General features: G+C 63.1%; 21 protein-coding genes. 7 read left to right on the forward strand and 14 right to left on the reverse strand.

All coding sequences use genetic code 11. From position 1 onward, the window contains the following. Positions 1 to 61: 61 nt before the first annotated feature. Entirely contained in the window at positions 62 to 1,750 is a 1,689-nt protein-coding gene (locus V2B23_RS02990; RefSeq protein WP_430948946.1) for an enoyl-CoA hydratase-related protein, read from the forward strand. Between the two features lie 19 nt (positions 1,751 to 1,769). On the opposite strand, the gene V2B23_RS02995 is transcribed toward V2B23_RS02990, so the two are convergent. Beyond that, positions 1,770 to 2,588, reverse strand: a complete 819-nt coding sequence (locus V2B23_RS02995) for a hypothetical protein (RefSeq protein ID WP_430948947.1) — start codon at positions 2,586 to 2,588, stop codon at positions 1,770 to 1,772. A gap of 67 nt (positions 2,589 to 2,655) precedes the next feature. Here V2B23_RS02995 and V2B23_RS03000 point away from each other — a divergent pair, with 67 nt between their 5' ends. Genes V2B23_RS03000 through V2B23_RS03010 form a run of 3 tightly spaced genes read left to right on the forward strand, consistent with a single transcriptional unit; the run spans position 2,656 to position 5,237 of the window. Beyond that, positions 2,656 to 3,489: a DUF3097 domain-containing protein gene (locus V2B23_RS03000; protein ID WP_430948948.1), complete on the forward strand. Its 834-nt coding sequence runs from the start codon at positions 2,656 to 2,658 to the stop codon at positions 3,487 to 3,489. Positions 3,490 to 3,526: 37 nt separating this feature from the next. Further along, complete coding sequence (locus tag V2B23_RS03005) at positions 3,527 to 3,958, forward strand: NfeD family protein (RefSeq protein ID WP_430948949.1); 432 nt, start codon at positions 3,527 to 3,529, stop codon at positions 3,956 to 3,958. Positions 3,959 to 3,962: 4 nt separating this feature from the next. Beyond that, complete coding sequence (locus V2B23_RS03010; RefSeq protein WP_430948950.1) at positions 3,963 to 5,237, forward strand: SPFH domain-containing protein; 1,275 nt, start codon at positions 3,963 to 3,965, stop codon at positions 5,235 to 5,237. 36 nt (positions 5,238 to 5,273) lie between these two features. Here the strand turns inward: V2B23_RS03010 and V2B23_RS03015 are convergent, their stop codons facing one another. Genes V2B23_RS03015 through V2B23_RS03025 form a run of 3 tightly spaced genes read right to left on the reverse strand, consistent with a single transcriptional unit; the run spans position 5,274 to position 7,175 of the window. After that, on the reverse strand, positions 5,274 to 5,807 hold the full coding sequence (locus V2B23_RS03015) for a hypothetical protein (protein ID WP_430948951.1): 534 nt from the start codon (positions 5,805 to 5,807) through the stop codon (positions 5,274 to 5,276). A 14-nt stretch (positions 5,808 to 5,821) separates the two neighbouring features. Beyond that, a complete protein-coding gene (locus V2B23_RS03020; protein WP_430948952.1) occupies positions 5,822 to 6,439 on the reverse strand; it encodes a hypothetical protein in 618 nt (205 codons plus the stop codon). Positions 6,440 to 6,470: 31 nt separating this feature from the next. Continuing rightward, a complete protein-coding gene (locus tag V2B23_RS03025) occupies positions 6,471 to 7,175 on the reverse strand; it encodes a TVP38/TMEM64 family protein (protein WP_430949174.1) in 705 nt (234 codons plus the stop codon). A gap of 400 nt (positions 7,176 to 7,575) precedes the next feature. Here V2B23_RS03025 and mutA point away from each other — a divergent pair, with 400 nt between their 5' ends. The 3 genes from mutA to meaB are packed head-to-tail and all read left to right on the forward strand — an operon-like array spanning position 7,576 to position 12,757. Then, positions 7,576 to 9,471, forward strand: coding sequence for a methylmalonyl-CoA mutase small subunit (gene mutA / locus V2B23_RS03030; protein WP_430948953.1), 1,896 nt, complete (start codon positions 7,576 to 7,578; stop codon positions 9,469 to 9,471). Continuing rightward, the gene (gene scpA, locus V2B23_RS03035) at positions 9,468 to 11,720 is read left to right on the forward strand and encodes a methylmalonyl-CoA mutase (RefSeq protein WP_430948954.1); all 2,253 of its coding nucleotides are present in this window, start codon (positions 9,468 to 9,470) and stop codon (positions 11,718 to 11,720) included. The genes mutA and scpA overlap by 4 nt, the downstream gene beginning before the upstream one ends. Before the next feature lie 17 nt (positions 11,721 to 11,737). Continuing rightward, positions 11,738 to 12,757, forward strand: coding sequence for a methylmalonyl Co-A mutase-associated GTPase MeaB (gene meaB, locus V2B23_RS03040; protein WP_430948955.1), 1,020 nt, complete (start codon positions 11,738 to 11,740; stop codon positions 12,755 to 12,757). Between the two features lie 112 nt (positions 12,758 to 12,869). Here meaB and V2B23_RS03045 read toward each other — a convergent pair whose 3' ends face one another. From V2B23_RS03045 to V2B23_RS03090, 10 genes are all read right to left on the reverse strand, one after another. After that, positions 12,870 to 13,376 (reverse strand): response regulator transcription factor, encoded by a 507-nt coding sequence (locus tag V2B23_RS03045; RefSeq protein ID WP_430948956.1) that lies wholly within the window; start codon positions 13,374 to 13,376, stop codon positions 12,870 to 12,872. Between the two features lie 102 nt (positions 13,377 to 13,478). Then, positions 13,479 to 14,429: a sulfite exporter TauE/SafE family protein gene (locus V2B23_RS03050; RefSeq protein WP_430948957.1), complete on the reverse strand. Its 951-nt coding sequence runs from the start codon at positions 14,427 to 14,429 to the stop codon at positions 13,479 to 13,481. 231 nt (positions 14,430 to 14,660) lie between these two features. Then, positions 14,661 to 15,695 (reverse strand): nucleoside hydrolase, encoded by a 1,035-nt coding sequence (locus tag V2B23_RS03055; protein WP_430948958.1) that lies wholly within the window; start codon positions 15,693 to 15,695, stop codon positions 14,661 to 14,663. Then, positions 15,688 to 16,164: an OsmC family protein gene (locus V2B23_RS03060; RefSeq protein WP_430948959.1), complete on the reverse strand. Its 477-nt coding sequence runs from the start codon at positions 16,162 to 16,164 to the stop codon at positions 15,688 to 15,690. The genes V2B23_RS03055 and V2B23_RS03060 overlap by 8 nt, the downstream gene beginning before the upstream one ends. Positions 16,165 to 16,195: 31 nt before the next feature. Further along, the gene (locus tag V2B23_RS03065; protein WP_430948960.1) at positions 16,196 to 17,500 is read right to left on the reverse strand and encodes a CoA transferase; all 1,305 of its coding nucleotides are present in this window, start codon (positions 17,498 to 17,500) and stop codon (positions 16,196 to 16,198) included. 18 nt (positions 17,501 to 17,518) lie between these two features. Next, positions 17,519 to 18,397, reverse strand: a complete 879-nt coding sequence (locus V2B23_RS03070; protein ID WP_430948961.1) for a 3-methyladenine DNA glycosylase — start codon at positions 18,395 to 18,397, stop codon at positions 17,519 to 17,521. A 3-nt stretch (positions 18,398 to 18,400) separates the two neighbouring features. Then, a complete protein-coding gene (locus tag V2B23_RS03075) occupies positions 18,401 to 19,489 on the reverse strand; it encodes a hemolysin family protein (RefSeq protein ID WP_430948962.1) in 1,089 nt (362 codons plus the stop codon). Further along, positions 19,482 to 20,864, reverse strand: a complete 1,383-nt coding sequence (locus V2B23_RS03080) for a hemolysin family protein (protein WP_430948963.1) — start codon at positions 20,862 to 20,864, stop codon at positions 19,482 to 19,484. Before V2B23_RS03080 ends, V2B23_RS03075 begins: the two co-directional genes overlap by 8 nt. 311 nt (positions 20,865 to 21,175) lie before the next feature. Next, positions 21,176 to 22,612, reverse strand: a complete 1,437-nt coding sequence (locus V2B23_RS03085) for a GuaB1 family IMP dehydrogenase-related protein (RefSeq protein ID WP_430948964.1) — start codon at positions 22,610 to 22,612, stop codon at positions 21,176 to 21,178. A 3-nt stretch (positions 22,613 to 22,615) separates the two neighbouring features. Continuing rightward, a complete protein-coding gene (locus V2B23_RS03090) occupies positions 22,616 to 23,497 on the reverse strand; it encodes a DMT family transporter (protein ID WP_430948965.1) in 882 nt (293 codons plus the stop codon). Positions 23,498 to 23,502: the final 5 nt, after the last annotated feature.

Below are 23,502 nucleotides of genomic sequence, written 5' to 3' on the forward strand. Positions count from 1 at the left end.
GACGGTCGCCTCACATGGCGTGATGTCACCACCAGCAACGTCTAGGCAACGTGACGGGTGGGTGAGTGGGCAACGATTGCGCACTGTCGCCGCTGGCCTCTTTGCCCGAAACCAGCCAAGCGAGTCGCCGACGCCGACGCTCACAGTGCTACTGCTTGTCACCTCGGACAACGGGCTGTCGCAGCGGGCGGCGCTGGTGTTGCGCGAGGCCGGCCATCGAGTGCGGACGGCAGTAGTGTCGGACGCGGAGTCGGCGTTCGCGGCTACGGCACCTGACGACTTCGATCTCATCATCTGCCCGTATCTGAAAGTTTATATTCCGGAAGAGATTTGGCGACGATGGACGACGATCATCATCCATCCCGGACCGCCCGGGGATCGAGGTCCCTCTTCGCTGGACTGGGCGATCGCCGATGGCGAGAGCACCTGGGGCGTCACGGCATTACAGGCTCGCGAGGAACTGGACGGTGGACCGGTGTGGGCGTGGCGAACCTTCGACCTGTGCGCCGGCGCCCCCAAATCTGCGGTGTACAACGATGCGGTTACCGCCGCAGCGGTGGAGTGCATCCAGGAGGTAGTCGACAAGTTCGGAACTCCGGATTTTGTGCCGCTCACCTCGGAATCGATTCCGCGGCCAGTAGCGTCCGCGAAGACACGGCCGGTCATGAAACAAGCAGATCGCGCGTTCTCGTGGTCACAGGACGCGCCGAGCATCGTGCGCGCGATCAATGCGGCGGATGGTTTTCCCGGTGTGAACACCGAATTGGGACTCGACCGTGTATTTGTCTACGACGCCCACCTCGACGCGCATGTCGACGCCACCCCCGGCACAATTCTCGAGTATCACCACGAGGCAATCCGTGTTGCCACCGGTGCCGGCACCGTCTGGATCGGGCAAGCGCGCCCTGAAGGTCCGACGGGTTTCAAGCTCCCGGCGACAGCCGTGGTTCGCCCAGGCACCTTTGTTCCGCAGGTGCAAGACAGTCGTTACCCGGGTATCCACTACCGCCGGGACGGCGATATCGGCTACCTCTCCTTCCGCAGCTACAACGGCGCGATGAGCACTGCGCAGTGCCGACGGTTAACCGATCGTCTGCGCTGGGCCATCGAACTTGATACCAAGGTTCTGGTGTTGACCGGTGATTACGGCGGATTCAGCAACGGTATTCACCTCAACGTGATCGAGGCCGCCGCCGATCAGGCCGGTGAAGCGTGGTCGAACATCAAGGCCATCAACGCCGTCGCGAACCAGATCGTCAATTGTGTGGATCAGGTGATCGTTGCCGCCTTCACCGGAAATGCCGGAGCCGGCGGCGTCATGCTCCCGCTCGGCGCCGACGTCGTCGCAGCCAGAGCCGGTGTAGTTCTCAATCCGCACTACGCCACGATGGGATTGTTCGGCTCGGAATTGCACACCTATACGCTTCCGGCTCGGGTCGGTGAATACCAGGCTCGGCGGCTGCTCTCCGAGTGCCGACCCATCAGCATCGGCCAGGCTCGGCAGATCGGACTTGTCGATGCCGTCGGGCCTCGCGATCCGATGCTTTTCGAGTCGTGGCTGAACAAGATCGCAACAGATCTTGTGGTCGGCGATCGACGGAAAGCGATGCTCGAGAAGAAGCGATCGCGCCTCGAACTCGATCCGGTCGCGCCCTACGAGCAGCGGGAGCTCGAAGAAATGAAGAGCGATATGTTCGGTGATCGCAACGGATTTGCCGAGAAGCGTCGAAAATTTGTGCTCAAGCTGTGATGGGCGGACGGCTCGCTGACTAGTTCTCGCCCGCCGGGTGGTGCGAGGAGGCACTCGCCACCGCCGCTGTTCGGGCGGATCGCACTGCGGCCCACAGTGGCCGCAACAAGGATTCTCGGGTATGGACAGCGGCGATGCTTGGTGGTTGGTTGGTCGAATCATGCTCGGCCACAGTCAAAATGGCGGCAACCTGATCGGCGCTGTCGAGGACTCGCAGCGCCCGAGGTGCAAGGGAATCGGGGTAGCTGTGATGCGCCAGGTCGGAGAGTGCTTCGGCAATTGCGGCCCGGGCATCGTCACCAGGAGTGCCGGTGGGGACGGTCTGCAGCGACAGCAGTGCCGCGGCGGCGTCGCGAACGGCCTCGCGCATCGCATATTCGGCTTCTCCGAGACCGACGTACTCGGCCGGCCCTGTCACGGTCGGCACGGAGTACACCGTCCAGCGCAGCACGTCGGGACCTTCGTGAACGGGAACGAGTCCGATTCCGGCAGATCCCGGAGCGCCCACCAGAACACCTTCACCGGCGCCCAACGCGGCTGCGGCGAAGCCGGTACCTGCGGGTAAACCGCGCACATCACCCGGGGCAGGTAGCGCCAATCGTAAGTCGGCCGGTGAGATGTTCCCGGCGCGCCGTAGAACCCGGAGCAACGTCGGCGCGCCGCCGTCGGTGATGCCCGGCCAGTCGAGTCCGAGGGCCGAAGCGGTATCCGCGTCGGCGGCACCGATCAAGTGCATCGGCGCCCACGCCACGAGCGCATCGATGACGTCGTCCGGTGCGCTCTCGCCGGCGAGCCATGATGCTGCCCACACGGTGAGCGTTGCGCTGGGAGAACTCATGACAGAAGAGTTTAGTTCGGCGTGGCAACCTGTGCCCCTTGGGCGTTGTCACCTAGCGTTATCCGGCGTGAGCGGTGGAAACGGATACGGTGACATCTTCGCGGGCCATGCCCGCACCCAGAAGCGTCAAGTGCCCCAGGTGGCGGCAGAGCGCGACCTCGTCGTCGAGGATGCGGCAACGGGATTCTGCGGCGCGGTCGTCGGATTCGAGCGCACGTACGACGGTGATTTCGTCCGGCTCGAGGACGGCCGCTCGCAGAAGCGACTGTTTGCGATGCGTGAGGCTGCATTCCTCATCGACGGAGCGCCCGTGACCTTGGTGCGTCCGGCACCGAAGGCGGCCTCGGCACAGCCGGCGAGGTCTGCGTCAGGCTCGACCCGTGTTGAAGGATTGCGCGCTCGCACAGCACTTCCCAGCCGGATCTGGGTGGAGGGTGTCCACGACGCGGCCTTGGTGGAACGGGTGTGGGGACATGACCTGCGCGTCGAAGGTGTTGTTGTCGAACACCTCGAGGGCCTGGACAATTTGGGGGAGCGACTCGCGGAGTTCGGCCCAGGCCCAGGGCGACGCGTTGGTGTCCTGGTCGATCACCTGGTGACGGGATCGAAGGAAACGCAACTGACGCAAGGCCTCGGCCCGAACGTGTTGGTGACGGGCCATCCGTACATCGACGTCTGGGAAGCGGTTAGGCCCAAGTCCGTCGGAATTGCTGCCTGGCCGAAGATTCCGCGCGGTGAGGATTGGAAGACGGGGATTTGCCGCGAACTCGGCTGGGGGACACCTCAGGAGGGTTGGCGACGTGTCTACAACGCGGTGGAGAGCTTCCGGGATCTGGAAGCTCCGCTGATCGGAGCTGTCGAACAACTTGTCGATTTTGTCACCGAGCCGAACCTGACGTAGGCGCGGCGCAGATCACACTCTCTGGTTAGATGGTGTTGTGGCTGCACTTCTTTGGCTTGTCGGGGCACTTGTGCTCGCCGGCGCGGAAGCACTGGCAGGAGATTTCTTTCTGCTGATGCTCGCCGGTGGGGCGCTTGCTACTGCCGGTGTCAGTTCGGTCACCGATTTTCCCGTGTGGGTCGACGCCATCATGTTCGGTGTGTTCTCGGGAGTGCTCATTCTCGGTGTTCGGCCTTTCCTGTTGCGACGCTTCGGGACTCCGCCGCCCACTCCGATGGGCATTCAAGCGCTCGAAGGTAAACATGCCGTCGTTCTCGAAGAGGTCGGCGAGCATGCCGGTCAGGTCAAGCTGGACGGTCAGATATGGACGGCTCGCCCGCTCGACAGCGCTGACGTGTATCCGGCGGGGACAACGGTGACGGTGATGGAAATCAACGGGGCAACAGCAGTTGTCTGGAGGGGACCGTAAAAACATGGCAGCACTCATAGTTCTTGGTGTGTTGGTGCTTTTCGTGATCTTGGTGGTTGCGAAATCGGTAGCACTCGTACCGCAGGCGGAAGCCGCGGTCATCGAACGTCTCGGCCGGTACTCGAAGACAGTGTCGGGTCAGCTCACATTTCTGATCCCCTTTGCGGATCGGGTGCGAGCGAAGGTAGATCTGCGCGAACGCGTTGTGTCCTTTCCGCCGCAACCGGTGATCACGCAGGACAACCTGACCTTGTCCATCGATACCGTGGTGTATTTCCAGGTCACCAATCCGCAAGCTGCGGTGTACGAGATCAGTAACTACATTGCCGCGGTCGAGCAGTTGACCACGACAACTCTGCGTAACGTCGTCGGCGGTATGACGCTGGAAGAGACGCTGACCTCGCGTGACTCCATCAACGGTCAGCTGCGCGGTGTGCTCGACGAAGCAACCGGCCGCTGGGGCTTGCGGGTCGCGCGAGTGGAACTCAAGAGCATCGATCCGCCGCCGTCGATTCAGGAGTCGATGGAAAAGCAGATGAAGGCCGACCGCGAGAAGCGCGCGATGATTCTCACGGCGGAGGGACATCGCGAAGCCGCGATCAAGACCGCCGAGGGTGCGAAGCAGAGCCAGATTCTGTCGGCTGAAGGCAATAAGCAGGCGTCCGTTCTCAACGCCGAGGGTGAGCGTCAGTCGCAGATCCTTCGCGCGCAGGGTGATCGCGCTGCCAAGTATTTGCAGGCGCAAGGTGAAGCCAAGGCCATCGAGAAGGTGTTTGCTGCCATCAAGTCGGGTAAGCCGACGCCGGAACTTCTTGCGTACCAATACCTTCAGACGTTGCCTCAGATGGCACAGGGTGACGCGAACAAAGTTTGGCTGGTGCCGAGTGATTTCGGCGACGCGCTCAAGGGGTTCGCCAAAACACTGGGGGCGCCAGGCGATGACGGCGTGTTCCGGTACGAACCGCCCGCTGCGGAAGAGAACCTGCCCAGCCCGGAGGATGATTCCGACGAGGTAGCGGAATGGTTCGAGACAAAGTCTGATCCGGCTATCGCCGAAGCTGTCCGCGCTGCGGAAATCGCGGCCCGGACGCCAGTGGAGGATCCTGCGGCAGCGATTCGCTCACAGCGCGAGAGCGCCCCGCAGTTCACCGACCCGGCCCTGCCGGCGCCAGGTGAAAGCCAGTGGAGCGGACAGTTCCAGCAGGAGCCGGAACCAGGGGATTTCCAGCAGAAGTACCCATACCAGGACCAACCGCCGGAGGGCGGACCGCGCCACTGACGTTGGAATGAACTCGAAAAGCGCTGATCACTAGAACTACGTGATCAGCGCTTTTCCTATTCCACAGACAGCAATCGCCCAGAGGACGCTGGCGAAGGTTCCGATGATGAACTGTTCCGAGGCGTGGGGTTCGCGTAGCTCTGGATACCGGGCCAATCCCTTCACTGCCAACACAATTGCGATTCCTTCCGGCCAACCAGCCAGGATGGATACCGCAACGGCGATGCGCTCGAGGACTCCGATGACGCGGCCTCCGCGCAATGGACCTGCGTTGGGTGCGGGGCTGCCGTCCGGTTGGCGTCTGGCTACCTTGAACGTAGCCAAGACCACGGGAGCACCGGCCGTTGCGGATGCCAGGACACACAGGACAAGGGTCGCTCCGAGCGCAAATCCCGTCACCGGTGTGGTCCGACTGGCGGCCAGCGCTGCAACCCCGAGGGCGGGCAGAGCCACGGTGGCGGACACCCATTCGGGAATCTGGACGTGGCCGCCGCTGAGTTTTGGCAACGCAGCCGCAATCAGCGGTGCTGCAGCAGCAACTGCAAGCGCGATCAGTGCCAGAACAACCATGTAATGCGCCCCTGTCAGTGTGTGGTGCGAGCAGTGTAGGTCTGCACTCGGACAAGTAGCCGCTGCGCGAGTCGTCGACCGGCAAGTTCGGCTTGCCAGCCGGCGGTGAGCAGGCGTTTCGACATGGCCTGCTTCGTGATTCCGAGGTGCTCCGCTGCGGCGACCTGGGTGAGGCTGTTGTCCATCAACGCGATAGCCGCGCGTCCGTCGGGTGTTTGCCGAAGCACGATCGTGCCCAGCATCGTGAAGGCACCGTCGATGTCCGCGGCGAGTTCGGCGAGATCACCGTCGGCAGGGGCCTGCTCGACGGCGATTCGCGCGGGGGCTTTCTTGGCGCGTTCGACGGCGATGCGTGCCGCTTCGAATGCCGGACCGCGCCCGGCGCGAGTCTGGGCTGGGAGTGGTTCTTCGACGGGGCCGATTCCGATTCCGACACTCCAGTAGTCGCGCCGCAGTAGTTCGAGCGCCAGGTGCACCAAAACTTGGGGATCATCGGTGACCGCTTGAATCTCGTCGCCTGCCGTTCGTTCGAATGCTCGGACGAGGGGAGCGGACGCCAGATCTCGAAGGACTTCGCCGACACGGTCGACATCGCGGCGGCTACTGCGTTGGTCGACCGTCAGCACGAACATGAGTCAACATTAAGAGGTTGATTTCTAGATGTCAATCTCTGAGAGTTGACTTTTCACTATCAACCTCAAGGGGTTGACTATCAGATGGCTGGTGCAGTTCCACCGACGTCTTGCGGGCATCGAACAGCAACCCGCCGATGCCGATGGCAATGCAGATTCCCGACAGCACAAGCAATCGCGGATCGGCTTCGCCGGACAAGGCATCGCCGAGCACAACAATTCCGATCGTGCCGGGCATAATCCCCACGACTGTGGCGATCACGTACGGCACCAAGCGGATCGAGGAAATGCCGCAGCAGTAGTTCACCACTGAAAACGGAACGAACGCAATCAAGCGCAGGGACCCAACGGCCAGCCATCCGCGTTTCTCGATGCGCTCGTCCACTCGCCTGATTGTCGGACTCGATATCCGTTGCCAGACCACCTCTCGACCGATAGCGCGGACAAGATAGAGGGCCAGGATGGCACTGACCGTGGTTGCTCCAACCGTCAGGGCGATACCTGTTGCCGATCCGAACAGCACGCCGGCGCTGAGGGTGAAAACCGTCCGAGGAAAGGGGGCGACGGTAACCAGAGAATGAACAAGAAAGAACACGAGCGGAAACATCGGTCCGATGGAATCGGCCCACTCCCGAACTTGAGACACCGACGGGTGCGGCGCAAGGAGTGCCGCCACGAAGAGCGCGAGCACCAGCAGGACAATCGCGATCAATCTTCGGTCCAGCAGGCGCCCCATCACAGGGCACAAGGCTACCGGTGCGCGTGAGGAATCCCGACGTATGCGGCCCCGTGGTCCGGAAATCGGGTGCCCCTACCAGCGTGATGTGATGAAAACCACTACCCTTCGGGTGTGGGTGACGCAGTAGGTCCCGCCCAGTGAAACCAACTCGCCGGTAATTCGTAAACATGCTGAACAATCGCTAGGTAAGGATCAGGGCTACGCGCCAATCCGCGGCGTACCGGCCGGTAGGCAACCTGCCGGGCGGCCTTAGCAGACCCCCTCGCTGCGAACGTGACGTGATCCTCACGATAAGCACGTCCCGAGGCGGGTTAGCATCACAGCCATAACGAGCAATTCGATTAACAGATCCGATAACAGGTATAACGCTTACGCACAACGAGAGGCAGCGGACACAGTGTCATTAGCTTCAGAAGCCGAGGCTGTCGAGCAGGCATATGCGGAGTGGCAACGCTCCGTCGCCGGAGTGCTCGCCAAGTCCCGTCGAGTCGACGCAGCAGAACTAGGCCCCGAGCCACAGAAACTGCTCGAAACCGTCACATACGACGGCGTCACTGTCGCACCGCTCTACAGCCCACGCGACGAGCGCCCCGAGCAGGCCCTGCCGGGTAGCTTCCCGTACGTCCGTGGAGTCGACGCTCATCGCGACGTCAATGCGGGCTGGTTGGTTTCGGCTCAGTTCGGAACCGCATCCGCCGCAGACACGAACCGGACCGTTCTCGATGCACTCGAGAACGGTGTCAGCGCGATCTGGCTCAAAGCCGGACTCGGTGGTGTCTCCGTCGACGACCTGAACGCGGCACTCGAAGGCGTGCTTCTCGATCTCGCTCCGCTCACCCTCGATGCCGGCGTCGAAGCAAGCGCCGCAGCCCGCGCGATCCTGGCACTGCTCGATGCCCGCGCCGAAGCCGGTGACGGCGTCAGCGATCGCAGCAGTATCCGAGTCCACCTCGGTGCAGCTCCGCTGACCAGTTCGTTCTCCGGCGCAGCCGATGTCGACTTGGCCGAAGCCGTCGAGTTGGCCGCCCTCGCTGCAGCTCGCACGGAAACCGTGCACGCGATCACCGTCGACGGCACGGCATTCCACAACGCCGGTGCCGGCGATGCCGAGGAGCTCGGAGCCGCGATTGCTGCCGGACTCGAATACCTCCGCGCACTCACCGCAGAGAGTGGCCTGACAATCGGTGCAGCGTTGTCGCAGTTGGCTTTCCGCTACTCGGCAACCGACGATCAGTTCCAGACCATCGCGAAGTTCCGTGCCGCTCGCCTGGTGTGGGCACGCATCGCGCAGGTCTGCGGAGCTTCCGATTTCGGTGGAGCGCCCCAGCACGCGGTCACGTCCGCCGCGATGATGGCTCAGCGTGATCCCTGGGTGAACATGCTGCGCACCACCCTCGCCGCATTCGGCGCCGGCGTCGGCGGAGCAGACGCGGTGACGGTGCTCCCGTTCGACGTCGCCCTGGCCGACGGCACCCTCGGAGTCAGCAAGTCCTTCTCCTCGCGCATCGCGCGCAACACCCAGTTGCTTCTCCTCGAGGAGTCACACCTGGGACGCGTGCTCGATCCGTCGGCCGGCTCCTGGTACGTCGAAGACCTGACGCAGCAGATCGCCGCGACTGCCTGGGGGTTCTTCCAGGAAATCGAAGCAGCCGGCGGATACCTGGCTGCACTCGAAGCGGGAATCGTCTCCGATCGCATCGCCGCCACCAAGGCCAAGCGTGACTCCGACATCGCACACCGCAAGACCACGGTCACCGGTGTCAACGAATTCCCGAACCTCGGTGAAACACCGCTGTCCGCCGAAGCTGTCGAGCCCGGCCAGGCTGTGGCCCGCTACGCAGCTGCCTTCGAGGCACTTCGTGACCGCTCGGACGCATTCCTCGCAGCCGGCGGCGCCCGCCCGACCGCGCTGCTCGCGCCGCTCGGCTCAGTGGCAGAGCACAACGTGCGCACGACGTTTGCGTCGAACCTTCTCGCTTCGGGCGGTATCGACGCAGTCAACCCCGGCCCGCTCGAGGTAGGCGCAGAGGCCATCTCCGCAGCCGTCAAGGCATCTGGCGCCACCGTTGCCGTGCTGTGTGGCACGGACAAGCGTTACGGCGAGAGCGCCGCCGCAGCCGTCGCCGAACTCCGCGCTGCCGGTATCACCAAGGTGCTTTTGGCCGGCCCGGAAAAGGCCGTCGCAGACGCGACGGGCGACGCCCGCCCGGACGGATTCCTCACAGCCCGCATCGACGCAGTCTCGGCTCTGACCGAACTGCTCGACTTCATCGAGACGGGAAGCTCCAAGTGACGACACGAGAGGTCAAGCACGTGATCGGCAGTTTCGCCGAGGTCCCACTCGAGGACCCGCAGTCCCCGGCACCCACACCGCCGTCGGTCGAGCAGACCCAGGCCCTCATCGAAGAGGGTGCCAACGCCAACAACTACGCCGCCGAGCAGGTTGTCTGGTCGACTCCGGAAGGCATCGACGTCAAGCCGGTGTACACCGGTGCAGACCGTACGGCCGCCGCCGAGTCCGGTTACCCGCTCGACAGCTTCCCGGGTGCTGCTCCGTTCCTGCGTGGTCCGTACCCGACCATGTACGTGAACCAGCCGTGGACCATTCGCCAGTACGCCGGCTTCTCCACTGCCGCCGAGTCCAACGCGTTCTACCGTCGTAACCTCGCGGCCGGTCAGAAGGGCCTCTCGGTCGCCTTCGACCTCGCCACACACCGCGGCTACGACTCCGATCATCCTCGCGTTGCCGGTGACGTCGGAATGGCCGGTGTCGCAATCGATTCCATTCTCGACATGCGTCAGCTCTTCGACGGAATCGACCTCTCGCAGGTGTCTGTCTCGATGACGATGAACGGCGCTGTGCTGCCGATTCTCGCGCTGTACGTCGCTGCGGCGGGCGAGCAGGGTGTCACCCCGGACAAGCTGGCCGGAACGATCCAGAACGACATCCTCAAAGAGTTCATGGTTCGTAACACCTACATCTATCCGCCCAAGCCCTCGATGCGGATCATCTCCGACATCTTCGCGTACTCGAGTGCGGAAATGCCGAAGTACAACTCCATCTCCATCTCGGGGTACCACATTCAGGAAGCCGGAGCGACGGCCGATCTGGAACTGGCGTACACCCTCGCGGACGGCGTCGAGTACATCCGCGCCGGCCTCGACGCCGGTATGGACATCGACAAGTTCGCACCGCGCCTGTCCTTCTTCTGGGCAATCGGCATGAACTTCTTCATGGAGGTTGCCAAGCTTCGCGCCGGACGCCTCCTGTGGGCCGAGCTTGTTGCCAAGTTCGATCCCAAGAGCGCGAAGTCGCTCTCGCTGCGTACCCACTCGCAGACCTCGGGCTGGTCGCTGACCGCGCAGGACGTCTTCAACAACGTTCCGCGTACCTGCGTCGAAGCCATGGCTGCCACCCAGGGACACACGCAGTCACTGCACACCAACGCACTCGACGAAGCCATCGCTCTGCCGACGGACTTCTCCGCCCGCATCGCCCGTAACACCCAGTTGCTGCTGCAGCAGGAGTCCGGAACGGTCCGACCCATCGACCCGTGGGGCGGCTCGTACTACGTCGAGTGGCTGACCAACGAGCTCGCCAACCGGGCACGTAAGCACATCGAAGAGGTCGAGGAAGCCGGCGGAATGGCTCAGGCCATCAACGAAGGCATCCCGAAGCTGCGTATCGAGGAAGCTGCCGCCCGCACCCAGGCGCGCATCGACTCCGGCCGGCAGCCGCTCGTCGGCGTCAACAAGTACGTTCCCGACGAGGTCGACACCATCGAGGTTCTCAAGGTCGAGAACTCCAAGGTGCGTAAGGAACAGCTCGAGAAGCTGGTTCGTCTTCGCGCAGAACGTGATCCGGAAGCCGTCGAGGCCGCACTCGCGAACCTCACTCGCGCCGCAGCATCCACCGAAGGCGGCATGGAGAACAATCTCCTCGCCCTCGCTGTTGTCGCCGCTCGCGCTATGGCAACCGTCGGCGAGATTTCCGACGCCCTCGAAAAGGTGTACGGACGCCACCAGGCCGAGATCCGCACCATCAGTGGTGTGTACCGCGACGAGGCAGGATCGGTGAGCAACATCAGCAAGGCGATGGAACTGGTCGAGAAGTTCGCCGAGGACGAGGGACGACGTCCCCGTATCCTCGTTGCGAAAATGGGCCAGGACGGTCACGACCGCGGCCAGAAGGTCATCTCCACGGCCTTCGCGGACATCGGATTCGACGTCGACGTCGGACCGCTGTTCCAGACCCCCGAAGAGGTCGCCAATCAGGCGGCCGACAACGACGTCCACGTAGTCGGTGTGTCGTCGTTGGCAGCCGGTCACCTGACTTTGGTGCCGGCACTGCGGGAAGCTCTGGCTGCGGCCGGTCGCCCCGACATCATGATCGTGGTCGGCGGCGTCATTCCGCCCGGCGACTTCGACGAGCTCTACGAAGCCGGCGCTGCTGCCATCTTCCCGCCCGGAACCGTCATCGCCGACGCTGCCAGCGGATTGTTGGAGAAGCTGGCCGTCCAACTGGGTCACGATCGCAGCTGAGAAGGGGTTGACTGAAGATGGCACAGCCCATCGACACGCCGACGCCGGCTGCCAGGCCATCTGTTGATTCCCTTGCCGAGGCCGTGCGCGCAAATCAGCGCGCCGGCCTCGCCCGGGCGATCACCCTCGTCGAGTCCACTCGCGACGATCACCGGGCGCTCGCGCAGCAACTTCTGCTGAAGTTGCTGCCCGAAGCCGGGGGAGCGCACCGGATCGGCATCACCGGCGTTCCAGGCGTCGGCAAATCGACGTTCATCGACGCGCTCGGAATGTACTTGCTGGGCAAGGGACATCGGGTTGCGGTGTTGGCGGTCGATCCGTCGTCCACCCGCACCGGCGGCTCTATCCTCGGCGACAAGACGCGCATGGCTCGGCTCACTGTCGAACCGAACGCGTACATCCGGCCGTCACCCACGTCCGGCACGCTCGGTGGTGTGGCGAAGGCGACCCGCGAGACCATCGTGCTTCTCGAAGCTGCTGGTTTCGACGTCATTCTGGTGGAGACGGTGGGTGTCGGGCAGTCCGAAGTCACTGTTGCCAACATGGTGGACTGCTTCACGTTCCTGACCCTCGCCCGTACCGGAGATCAGTTGCAGGGCATCAAGAAGGGTGTCCTCGAACTCGCGGATCTGGTGGCGGTCAACAAGGCCGACGGCAAGCACGAGCGCGAGGCGCAGGGCGCTGCCCGAGAACTTGCGGGAGCGCTTCGCCTGATCTACCCACACGACGCCATCTGGAAGCCACCCGTCATCACGATGAGTGGCCTCGAAGGTCTTGGCCTGGACGAGTTCTGGGGAACCGTCGTCAAGCATCGTGAGGTGCTCACCGAAGCGGGCCAGTTCGAGGAGAAGCGTCGACAGCAACAGGTCGACTGGACCTGGACGATGGTGAACGACCAACTGCTTCGCCGACTTTCGGCAAACGAGAGCGTTCGCGCGATCCGTGCCGATGTCGAACAGAGCGTACGCGAAGGATCGTTGACTGCGGCGCTGGCGGCTCAGCGGATTCTGGACGCATTCGACGGAAGCGGTCAGTAGCTCTACAAGTTAGGCACGGTCGTTGCGACTCTTCACATCGAGGAGGAGCAGCGACCGTGCCGTTTCTGCATGCGTAGCGGGTAACCAGTCGTGAGAACTGCCTCGATGAACCTCAGATGAATTGCAATGCATGCGCTTGTGCTATCGCCTCGTCGCGATTGTGTGCGTCGAGTTTCTTGTACAGGGAACGCAATTGAGACTTGATCGTGTTGGCGGAGACATGAAGTTGCCTGGACATCGCAACGGAGGTCATTCCGAGGGCAAGTAGTGCGAGTACCCGTTGTTCCCCACCGGTCCGGACGACAATGTGCACGGACTTCGGAAATGATTCCGGGGTAACGACTTTCGTAAACTCTGCGAGTGCACTCGATCGCGTCGATGCGGCCTTGTTTCCTTCGCCGAGGGCCAGAAGTAGATCGATCCCGCTCCAGTAGGCCATCCGCGCCAGGCCTGTCGATTCGGCAAATCGGCCGTTCAGTTGAAAGGAAATCGCCCATTGCGCTCGCATGGTGGAGAGCCGATCACTGATGTCGTGCCGATCGCTTTCCGTGATGTAGCGGCTCAATTCGATCAGACGCACGGTGACATCTGCTGCGCGATCGTATTCGCCGACGTGCATGATTGCGGGCGGCCCGGAAACTCGAGTGCTTGTCGGTGGACTCGGGCGGAATCTGCTCGAAGGCAGAGCGAACCAACGAGGTGCCTTCTTCGGCAGATGAATTTATCGCTTCTCGGGCGTGACGGTCGGCTCGGCGATTTCTTTCTCGACGGCCAGTTCGATACCCGCAAACTCGCCTTGGGCTTCGGCTGCGGTGAGCTTGGAGCGCTGCCATGCGTAGACCAGCAACGCGGCCCAGGCACTGACAATTGCCACGTACCCGAGCACCGTCACAGTGCCGGAGATGTCGTAGGACTTGAACAGTTTCTGTGTGTTGGTCAGTACGATCACACCGCCGACGGCAGTACCGAGCAAGGTGGCAGGAACGCGGCTGACCAACCAGGCCGCTGCGGGAGCTGCGATGATTCCGCCGAGTGCCAGCCCGGCCACCACCAGTAGGTTTCCGGCCGACTCGCGGCCCAAGCCCACGAGGAATCCGAGCGATGCCGCCGACGCGACCAGGAACTCCGACGCGCTGACCGAACCGATCACCGTGCGCGGAGCAGTTTTGCCACGCGAGAGCAGGGTGCTGGTGGTGATAGGACCCCAACCGCCGCCGCCGGAGGCGTCGATGAATCCTCCGAACAGGCCCAGCGGCGAGAGGAACCGAGCAGTGTGCGGTGTACTGCGAGCATGTGCGGTCGCCGGTGGTCGGACCGAGAAACGCAGCGCTACATAGACACCGATCGCGAGGAGGATCGTCGCCGTAATCGGGACCGCTGCTTCGGTGGACAGGCCCGACAGCACCGTCGCTCCGATGAAAGCGCCGATTGCACCCGGAACACCGAGCTTGGCGACCAACTTCCAGTCGATGTTCTGGAACTTCCAGTGCGACAGACCCGACGCCAGGGTGGTTCCGACCTCGGCAAGGTGCACCGCGGCACTGGCCTGGGCAGGCCCGAGCCCCCCGATCATCAGCAGGGTGGTTGCGGTGACACCGAACGCCATTCCGAGTGCGCCGTCGACGAGTTGAGCGCCGGCACCGACAAGTGTGAACAACAGCAGGTTGAACATGAGAAGACAGACTCCGAGCGAAGAAGCGACAAAGTCAGGGGTGCAGGCAGCGAGAAATCGCCGCTCAGCAACACGCCTGATCGAAGCATGCGCTACGACGAGTGGGCCAGAACGCCATCAATCCGAGCGCGAATGCCGGCGAGGCATCGGAGCTGGATATCTGCACGTTGTAGTCCTTTTATCTCGTTTGTGGGTTCTGTTCCTAGCGAGCATAACCGTTGACAGCGAATTTCAACCCACGGCGCGAGCGAACCGTCCCACCCGTTGGACAAGTTCATCGAAGAACTTCACCGGATCAGTGCTGACAGCAATGTCCGCATTGGGGTCACGTTTCCAGTGTCCGACCCAGTCTGCGACGGTGGTTCCGATCAGAAGTGGGCTCTCCGTTTCCACATCCACGGTTGCCGGCCTCAGTGTGGCCATCGTCGGGTCAAGGGCAATCGCGGCAGCAAACGGGTCGTGCATGTGAGCGAGGAACCCCTGGTCGTACTCCCGATGGAACTCCATGTAGAAACGGATCGCATCGGACAGATGCCGAATGACGCTGTTGGACGCGGAACTGCGGACGTCGGGTCCGTCGTCCGGAGAAATGATCTCCTCGGGGGCACTTGCCGCCGCTTCGGCAAGCCGGCGGACGTGTTCCGGGTACATCTCGATCGACTCGGTGACATTGAGCCCACAAATGATCGGACGCCGGTGCGCCGGGACACCAGAAAACGCGTCGAACACTTCCTTGGCCGCATGCGGGTCGACAGAGACGTTCCATTCGGCGGTGGGCGTGGTGTTTCCCGGGTAGTTGAACGAACCGCCCATCACGACCAAACGATTCAGCAAACGCGGGAGGTCGGGTTCGATCCGGATCGCGAGGGCAAGATTCGTCAGTGGACCGGTCACCAGACCGGTGATCTGACCGGGATATTCACGAACCAGGTCCACCCACAGTTCGGTGGCGGTGCGTACTGAAAGCTCTCGCCCGGAATCGGGGAGTACCGCGTGACCGATGCCTTGCGGTCCGTGGGTTTCCTCAGTGGTCCGTAGCGGGATCACCAGGGGAACGGTGGCGCCCAGCGCCACCTCGATATCAGGGGCCCCGCACAGTTCCAGCCAGTTGAGATTGTTGGCCGCGACCTGCTCCACGGGAACATTTCCCGCTGTACTCGCGATGCCGAGTATTTCGGCTTCGGGGCTGGCAAGCAGATAGAGCAGAGCGAGTGAGTCATCGATGCCGGTGTCGACGTCGACAATCAGCTTGTGTCGGCTATTCATCCGTAGCCGCCACCGTGGTAGGCGAGTTCAGGACGGGAAAGTTCACGGACCGCGCGATGAAGCACTTCGCGTGAGCGGGGCCGTGCAGAGCCTCCGCTTTGTCGACCATCGACGCGTCGGACACCAAAACCGTTGGATGCAAGGTCACTTCGATGAATTGGCCGTCACCGTCCGCCTCCTCGATCATCGTGCCGACAGGTTGATCCGTGTAGTCGAGCACAACGATTCCGGCAGCCGCTGCCAGTCCGAGGTACCAGAGCATGTGGCACTGTGCGAGCGAGGCGACGAGCATTTCTTCGGGGTTCCACCGCTCCGGGTCGCCGCGAAAAGCGGGATCGGAACTGCCGAGGAGTTCGGGTTTGCCCGCAGCTGAAACGGAATGGTCACGCGAATAGGCTTGTGAACTGGAGGTTCCGGTTCCCAGATCGCCTGTCCACTGCAGATCCAGGGTGTACGTATGCGACTTCACATGTCCATCTTGCCCTGTATGCGTCACTATCTCAGTGCACCCACGTGGCAACGTCCGTGCCCCACCGCTGTGCTGGTCGCGGATAGTCGTCGAACTCGGCAAGCGCCGGCCGCGCGGTGGTGACTTCATCATGTGTGACAACAACATCTGGCCCTGGTGTCCTTGCCGGCTCAGGTTGCAGGGTTCGCCCCGGAGCATCGAGCAGTCGGACCCCGGTTCCAGCTAGTGCCACGTCGACGTCGCGACCGCGCCCGTCCTCTCTCCGCAAGGTCAACGCGTCCACGACAGCGGCCGCGAGGAAGTATCCCGTGGCGTGGTCGAGCGCTTGGGCAGGGAGCGCACCAGGCTTGTCGCCACCTTCGAGGAACGAGATCCCCGACGCGGCTTGCACGATGGAGTCGAACCCGCGTCGATCTGCCCATGGACCGTCCCACCCCCACGCGCTGACCCGTCCGTGAACCAGGTGTGCGGGGAGTTCGTGCCCGATGAGTGCCTCGAGCGCACCTGGCCGGTACCCGGTCACCAGCACATCGGCGGTGTCGAGAAGTTCGCGGAAACGTGCGGCGCCTTCGGAGCTCTTCAGGTCGAGAAGCGCTGATCGCTTTCCGTGACCCGTATCCAGGTGCTGCCATTCGATTTCCGGCATACCCGGGGGATCCAGGCGAAGGACGTCGGCACCGAGTAAGGCCAGAGCGCGTGTTGCGACAGGTCCGGCAATGACTCGGGTGAGGTCCAGAACGCGCGGTCGGGTCGAATGCCTGGGTGTTCCTTCGGTCTCCCGGGCTCGGACGGACACGAGCGGCGCCGACCGTGCCGTGGCGTACTGCTCGCTCAGGCGCCATTCGTTCTCGGTACGGACACGGACTGCGATAGCGCCGACATCGGCGGCGCGCTGTTCTATCTCGATCGCATCGATCGCGGATATCCGTTGCGCTACATCGTCTTTGGTTGCACTGGAATCCAGGTCGAGGATGGACAGCAGTCGGTCGCGGTGGTGCGGGTAGTTGCCGTGGGTGCGCACCCAGCCGTCGCGGGCGGCAAAGAAGCCCGAGTAACCCGAGAACGCGTCGACGGGTTGTCCGCCTATCCGCAGGAATCGGTCACTGGAGAAGGACGCGGCAATGCGTTCGGGATCGAGGGTCCATGGCACGCGATCAAGCAGGGGCGAGCGGTCTATCGCCGACGCAAACGCGGCCACCGATCCGGCAGCGAGGTCGAACACCGGTAGGTGCGCCGAGAGGTAACCCCCGGACTCGGGACAAGTGATCGAGGAGTGAACGTGCGCACCGACGTCGCGCTGGTATTCGTCCAGATAGAACCCGTAACCGTGGTCCATACGATGCCTTTCGGGAGTTCAGCGACCGAGCAGGTCCCGGCACCGTTCGGTCAGCGTAGCGCGCAGCGGGGCAGCCCTGTCCGCCAATTGCTGTTGCTGGCGCACGTATTCGGCTCGGCCCGCCGGTGTTTCGATGGCGATGGGGGAGTATCCGTATTCGCGCAGATCGTAGGGACTGGCACGCATGTCGAGTTCACGTGCCAGGAGCGCGTGCTCGAAGCACGCCATCACCAGGTCGGAATCGACAAGCGGCAGAAGTTTGAAGCTCCATTTGTAGAGATCCATCCCGGCGTGCAGGCATCCTGGTTGCTCGTAGTCGATCTGCGTTTCGCGAATCAGGTTGAGCGCATTTTTCGGAGCCGCGTCCGGTGTGAAAAACCGGAATGCGTCGTAGTGAGTGCATTTGAGGGGTAAGGATTCCACGACCGCGTCGGTGCCCGCGAATCCCAGTCGCAGGGGAACAGACTGATGGCGAATGGCTTCCTCGCCGCCTCGGTACACCATCGCCCACTCGTGCAAGCCGAAGCAGCCGAGCACTGCGGGGCGCGAAGAAGTCTGGTTCAACAGATTCCACACGAATTCGACAGTGTGCAGTCGACGCTCGAGCACCGATCGGTCGACGCTCGCGCAACCGGATTCGTCGACGCGATACCCCGAGAACTCTGCGTACTCGGACCCGGCTTCCAGTGCTACGCCGTAGCCGGGGTGCCAGCGTCGAAGCTGCGCGGGCTTGAAGTTGTAGTACGTGAACAGGAAATCGTGCACCGGATGAGAAATACCGGCACTACGACGCGTCCGGTGCGGCCCGACAAGCTGCTCCACTTTCTCGAAGTGCAGCGCTTGCCGAGCCGTCCACTCGCTGTGCGCGAGGGCGAGTGTTTCCACCGAACGTGTCATGGATCAGTTGTTCCGTTGTCCCGGAACCGCATCGGTTCCGCGGTGAGTGCCGTCACGGACGGTGCCGACGTACTCCTCGAGGAGGTCTTCCAATGCCACGATGCCGATGACAACGCCGTCGGCATCGGTGACGGCACCGAGGTGTGAGCTGGCACGGCGCAGGCCTGCCAACGCCTCGGCGAGCGGCGTGCTGAGCGGAATGACGGGCAACGGACGAATATCCGACGTGGGTACGACGGTATCCGGCCCGGCAGCTTCGTCGAGAACCTCGTCGAGCACGTCCTTGAGGTGCACGTATCCGGCCAGAGTGCCGTCGGCAGCTCGGACGGGGTAGCGCGAATAGCCCGTCTCGATGACGGCCCGCTCGATGTCGCCCAGAGTGGTGCCGGTCGGGGTGAGCGGGATGGTGCGCACCTTGTCGAGAGTGATCAGCACTTCCGACACCGTGCGATCGGTCGATTCGAGGGCCTGCTTCAATCGCCGGTGCTCTTCGGCGTCGATGAGCCCTTCGGATCGTGATTCACCGATCATCGCGGACAACTCCACCGCCGAAACGGTGACATCGAGTTCGTCCTTCGGCTCGACTCGCAACAGACGCAGAATGCCGTTTGCACAGATGTTGTAGAACGCGATGAGCGGGCGCGCAATCTTGATGAACGCAAGATGGATCGGCACGAGCAGCATCGCGGTCTTCTCCGGCCCTGCCAGCGCGATGTTCTTGGGCACCATCTCACCGAGCAGGATGTGCAACACGACCACGAGGGACAGTGCGATCGCAAACGAAATCGGATGTAGCAATCCGTCGGGCAGACCGGCCGCTTCCATCGGCACCTCGAGGAGATGCGCGATGGCGGGTTCGGCGACCTTACCGAGAAGGATCGAACAGATCGTGATGCCGAGCTGCGCCGCGGCCAGCATCAGCGACAGGTTCTCGCCGGCCTTGATGACGGTGAGTGCCCGCTTCTTGCCCTGAGCGACCAACGCTTCGAGGCGGTCGCGGCGAGCAGAAATCAGCGCGAATTCCGCGCCGACAAAAAATGCGTTACCGGCCAGCAGTACAACGGTGAGGAGAACGCCGAGAAGGTTATTCATCGTCGGACTCCTTGGTGCGTTCTGCTGCTGATTCGGGTTCGACATCGCCGGGGACCGGAGTGATGGTCACGCGGTCGATACGACGGCCGTCCATCGAGGTGACTCGCGCAATCCACTTGCCACGGTGATCGCCGGACGCGTCGACGTCGGGCAATGCCACTTCGTCGCCCTCGTCGGGTATCCGTCCCAATTCGGTGAGCACCAAGCCACCGAGGGTGTCGTAATCGCCTTCGGGCGCGGTGTACCCGGTAGCGGAGGTGACTTCGTCGATGCGCAGGAGTCCGGAGCAGGACCACCCGTCGCCGACGCGCTGGACGTCGAGTTCCGGTTCGTCGTGCTCGTCGCGCACGTCGCCCACGATTTCCTCGATGAGGTCTTCCATGGTGACGATGCCGGCGGTTCCGCCGTATTCGTCGACCACGAGTGCGACCTGCATGCCGTCCGAGCGGATGCGTTCCATGACGGCGTCACCGTCGAGGCTCGACGGGACGACCGGCACGCGCTGAGCGAGACTGTCGACTCGCGTCGTGCGTCGTCGTTCGGCGGGAACCGTGAACGCGTGTTTGATGTGAACAACTCCGACGGTGTCGTCGAGGTCGCCGCGAACAACGGGGAACCTCGAGTAGCCGGTACGGGACGCCGTCACGATGAGATCGGCGACGGTATCGGACAGCTCGAGTGATTCGATCTTCACACGCGGTGTCATGAGTTCTTCCGCTGTGCGGTCACCGAACTGCAACGACCGGTTGACCAGAAGCGCAGTGCCCTCGTCGATGGATCCGCGCTGCGCCGACGTGCGGACCAGCGAGCCGAGTTCCTGCGGGGAACGCGCCGAGCGGAGTTCCTCAGCAGGTTCGATGCCCAGGCGCCTGACGATCACGTTGGCGGTTCCGTTGAGACCGTTGATCGCCCACTTGAAGACCAGGGAGAAACCGGCTTGCAAACCGGCTGTGGCGCGGGCCGTCGGCATCGGCTTGGAAATCGCCAGGTTCTTGGGGACAAGCTCACCGAAAATCATCGAGAACGAAGTCGCGATAACCAGGGCGAGGATCAATGACGTTGTGGACGATGCTGATTCGCTCAGCCCGATGGCCTTCATGACCGGGGTGATGAACCGGGCGAGAACGGGCTCGGCCAGGTAACCGGTGATGAGTGTGGTGATCGTGATGCCGAGCTGCGCGCCGGACAACTGAAACGAGAGCGTCTTGTGCGCGTGCTGGACCTGACGCGAACGGAGGTCGCCGTCACGTGCAGCTTCGTCGACGGTGCTGCGCTCGAGCGCGGTAAGTGAGAATTCTGCCGCCACGAAGAGGGCGGTGCCTGCGGTCAGTGCGATGAAGCCGAGCAGGCTGAGAATGGTGAATGCGATGTCCATCGATCATCGCCACCCAAGTGGAGAGCGAAGTGCGCCGGGTTTGTCTCCCGGCTCGCTAGAGGAGCCCTCCGAACCAGCGGAATCAGATGATTCCTCGGATATGACGACGGGTGTTGCGCCGGGTAAGTGTGTGGGTGCCTCGGGCACCGGGTTCCTTTCGTCGGGCCGACGACTGCTCGGCTCTAGCGGGCTCGGTCGGGTTGCCGCTTGGCACCCGACCGAGTTTTCATTTGTTGTTTCCAGGTTCGATGATACCGGCGAGTGCCCGGGCATTGGGAGCCGAGCACCCGCCGTTCGTCACAATTACCGATTCACCAGCCGACGGGAAGCGGCCGTCCCTCGGCAAATCCGGCTGCAGATTGCACGCCGAGGACTGCCTTGTCGTGCAGTTCCTCTAGCGAGCGCGCCCCGGCATACGTGCAGGTACTGCGGACACCGGAACAGATCTGGTCGATCAGATCCTCGACGCCGGGACGCTCGGGATCAAGTCGCATCCGTGAACTCGAGATGCCTTCCTCGAACAATCCCTTGCGGGCGCGATCAAAAGCCGTCTCGGTGGCGGTGCGCGCAGCAACGGCGCGCTTGGACGCCATACCGAAGCTCTCCTTGTACGCGTTGCCGGCCTGATCGACCTTGAGATCGCCCGGCGACTCGTACGTGCCGGCAAACCACGAGCCGATCATGACGTTCGACGCACCAGCAGCCAGAGCCAGAGCAACATCACGCGGGTGCCGTACTCCGCCGTCAGCCCACACGTGTTTACCCAATTCGCGTGCTGCTGCGGCGCATTCGGCCACAGCCGAGAACTGCGGTCGACCGACGCCGGTCATCATGCGTGTCGTGCACATCGCGCCCGGGCCGACACCGACCTTGACGATGTCGGCGCCCGCGGCGATGAGATCGCGGGTGCCCTGCGCGGAGACCACGTTTCCGGCCACCAGCGGCACACCGAGATCCAGGGCCTTGAGCGTGGTCAGCGCGTCGATCATGCGCTGCTGATGCCCGTGGGCGGTATCGACGACGATGACGTCGGCACCGGCGTCGACCAGCGCTTTGGCCTTGGCACCCACATCGCCGTTGACGCCGACCGCAGCGGCAATCCGTAGCGCGCCGTTGGCATCCACAGCTGGGTCGTAGATTCCGGCACGAATTGCGCCCGTACGAGTCAGGACGCCCGCGAGGGTGCCGTCGTCGTTGACGATGACGGCAAGCGGATCGTGCTTGGTTTCGAGCAGTTCGAACACCTCACGCGGTGTTGCGCTGACCGGTGCGGTGACGAAGTCGGTGATCGCGACGGTACGAAGGCGAGTGAACCTGTCGACGTCGGCGCAGGCAGCTTCGGTGACAACGCCGAGCGGCTTGCCGTCCTCGACGACTACAACCGCGCCGTGCGCCCGTTTGGGCAGCAAGGCCAACGCGTCGGAGACAGCGTCCTCGGGGCTCAGGGTCACCGGAGTGTCGGCCACGAGATGACGGCTCTTCACGAACGCCACCGTCTCGGCGACTGCTTCGGTGGGGACGTCCTGAGGAATGATCACCAACCCGCCGCGCCTGGCGACAGTTTCGGCCATTCGGCGACCTGCCACTGCGGTCATATTGGCGACGACCACGGGAATGGTGGTTCCCGAGCCGTCGGCCGACGCAAGATCGACGTCGAATCGGGACGTCACGTCAGTCCGGTTGGGGACGAGGAAGACATCGTCGTAGGTCAGGTCGTATGGGGGGCGTTGCCCTTCGAGGAACTGCACGTTTCACGAGCTTACCGGCGACGGCGCAGTTACGCCGATTGTTTCGCGCCCTTGCGACCGCGAAAGCGCGATGGTGGTGACGATCATGACTGCCACCGCGCAACCGATGACGGCAATCCCAAAGCCCTCGACCCGTAGACGCTCGTCGAGAACCGTCATGCCCAGGAACACTGCCGCGATGGGTTCGCCGATGGTCAAGGCCGGCAACGACGCAGACAACGGACCCACCTGGAACGCTCGTTGCTGCACATACACGCCGATAGCACCCGACGCGATGAGAGCCCAGGTCTGCCACGCGCTCACGACGCCGACAAAACCGTGCTCCAGAAGCTCGGTCACGTATTTCGTGAACGCGACGGCTATACCGAAGTAGATGCCCGCTGCGGCTCCGAGAAGCAGTGCGCGCCAACCGGCATCGAGTTTGGACAAGCCGCCGATGGTGGCAACGACGGCCACACCGACCGTGATCGCCAGCGGCACCGCCCAGTCCGACCACGGCGCATTACTGTCACCCTCGGTGGGATCACCGACAACGAGGAACACGGCCAGGGCAATCGCCAGCATGACCGCAAACGTCCAGGCCGTCCGAGTGATCCGGATTCCCGAGAACTTTGCCGACAGCGGCAGAGCGAACAGCAAGGACGACACGATCAACGGCTGCACCACCAACACCGAACCGAGTGCCAGCGCGAGGGCCTGCATGACATAACCGCCGCCGTCGCCGATCAAGCCGGCCCACCACCGGGGACTTCGCATCAACGACGCCACCAGCGCGTCGCCCTCGGACACCGACGAAGCGGCCCGCTGTTGAGCTACCGACGCGCACGCGAAGAGCAGTGCGGCAGCGAGTGCGCAGATGATCGAGATCAGTGGAAGATCGCCCATAGATC

This window comes from Rhodococcus sp. 24CO, assembly GCF_050586165.1.
Lineage (GTDB): Bacteria > Actinomycetota > Actinomycetes > Mycobacteriales > Mycobacteriaceae > Rhodococcus_F.

What these genes read in the sequence shown, in the direction of transcription:
- V2B23_RS03075 (WP_430948962.1), bottom strand. Translation starts at nt 19,489, where the DNA reads ATGAATAACCTTCTCGGCGTTCTCCTCACCGTTGTACTGCTGGCCGGT.
- V2B23_RS03050 (WP_430948957.1), bottom strand. Translation starts at nt 14,429, where the DNA reads ATGTTCAACCTGCTGTTGTTCACACTTGTCGGTGCCGGCGCTCAACTC.
- V2B23_RS03020 (WP_430948952.1), bottom strand. Translation starts at nt 6,439, where the DNA reads ATGTTCGTGCTGACGGTCGACCAACGCAGTAGCCGCCGCGATGTCGAC.
- V2B23_RS03065 (WP_430948960.1), bottom strand. Translation starts at nt 17,500, where the DNA reads ATGGACCACGGTTACGGGTTCTATCTGGACGAATACCAGCGCGACGTC.
- V2B23_RS02995 (WP_430948947.1), bottom strand. Translation starts at nt 2,588, where the DNA reads ATGAGTTCTCCCAGCGCAACGCTCACCGTGTGGGCAGCATCATGGCTC.
- V2B23_RS03070 (WP_430948961.1), bottom strand. Translation starts at nt 18,397, where the DNA reads ATGACACGTTCGGTGGAAACACTCGCCCTCGCGCACAGCGAGTGGACG.
- meaB (WP_430948955.1), top strand. Translation starts at nt 11,738, where the DNA reads ATGGCACAGCCCATCGACACGCCGACGCCGGCTGCCAGGCCATCTGTT.
- V2B23_RS03025 (WP_430949174.1), bottom strand. Translation starts at nt 7,175, where the DNA reads ATGGGGCGCCTGCTGGACCGAAGATTGATCGCGATTGTCCTGCTGGTG.
- V2B23_RS03045 (WP_430948956.1), bottom strand. Translation starts at nt 13,376, where the DNA reads ATGCACGTCGGCGAATACGATCGCGCAGCAGATGTCACCGTGCGTCTG.
- V2B23_RS03015 (WP_430948951.1), bottom strand. Translation starts at nt 5,807, where the DNA reads ATGGTTGTTCTGGCACTGATCGCGCTTGCAGTTGCTGCTGCAGCACCG.
- V2B23_RS03080 (WP_430948963.1), bottom strand. Translation starts at nt 20,864, where the DNA reads ATGGACATCGCATTCACCATTCTCAGCCTGCTCGGCTTCATCGCACTG.
- V2B23_RS03055 (WP_430948958.1), bottom strand. Translation starts at nt 15,695, where the DNA reads ATGAATAGCCGACACAAGCTGATTGTCGACGTCGACACCGGCATCGAT.
- V2B23_RS03010 (WP_430948950.1), top strand. Translation starts at nt 3,963, where the DNA reads ATGGCAGCACTCATAGTTCTTGGTGTGTTGGTGCTTTTCGTGATCTTG.
- V2B23_RS03090 (WP_430948965.1), bottom strand. Translation starts at nt 23,497, where the DNA reads ATGGGCGATCTTCCACTGATCTCGATCATCTGCGCACTCGCTGCCGCA.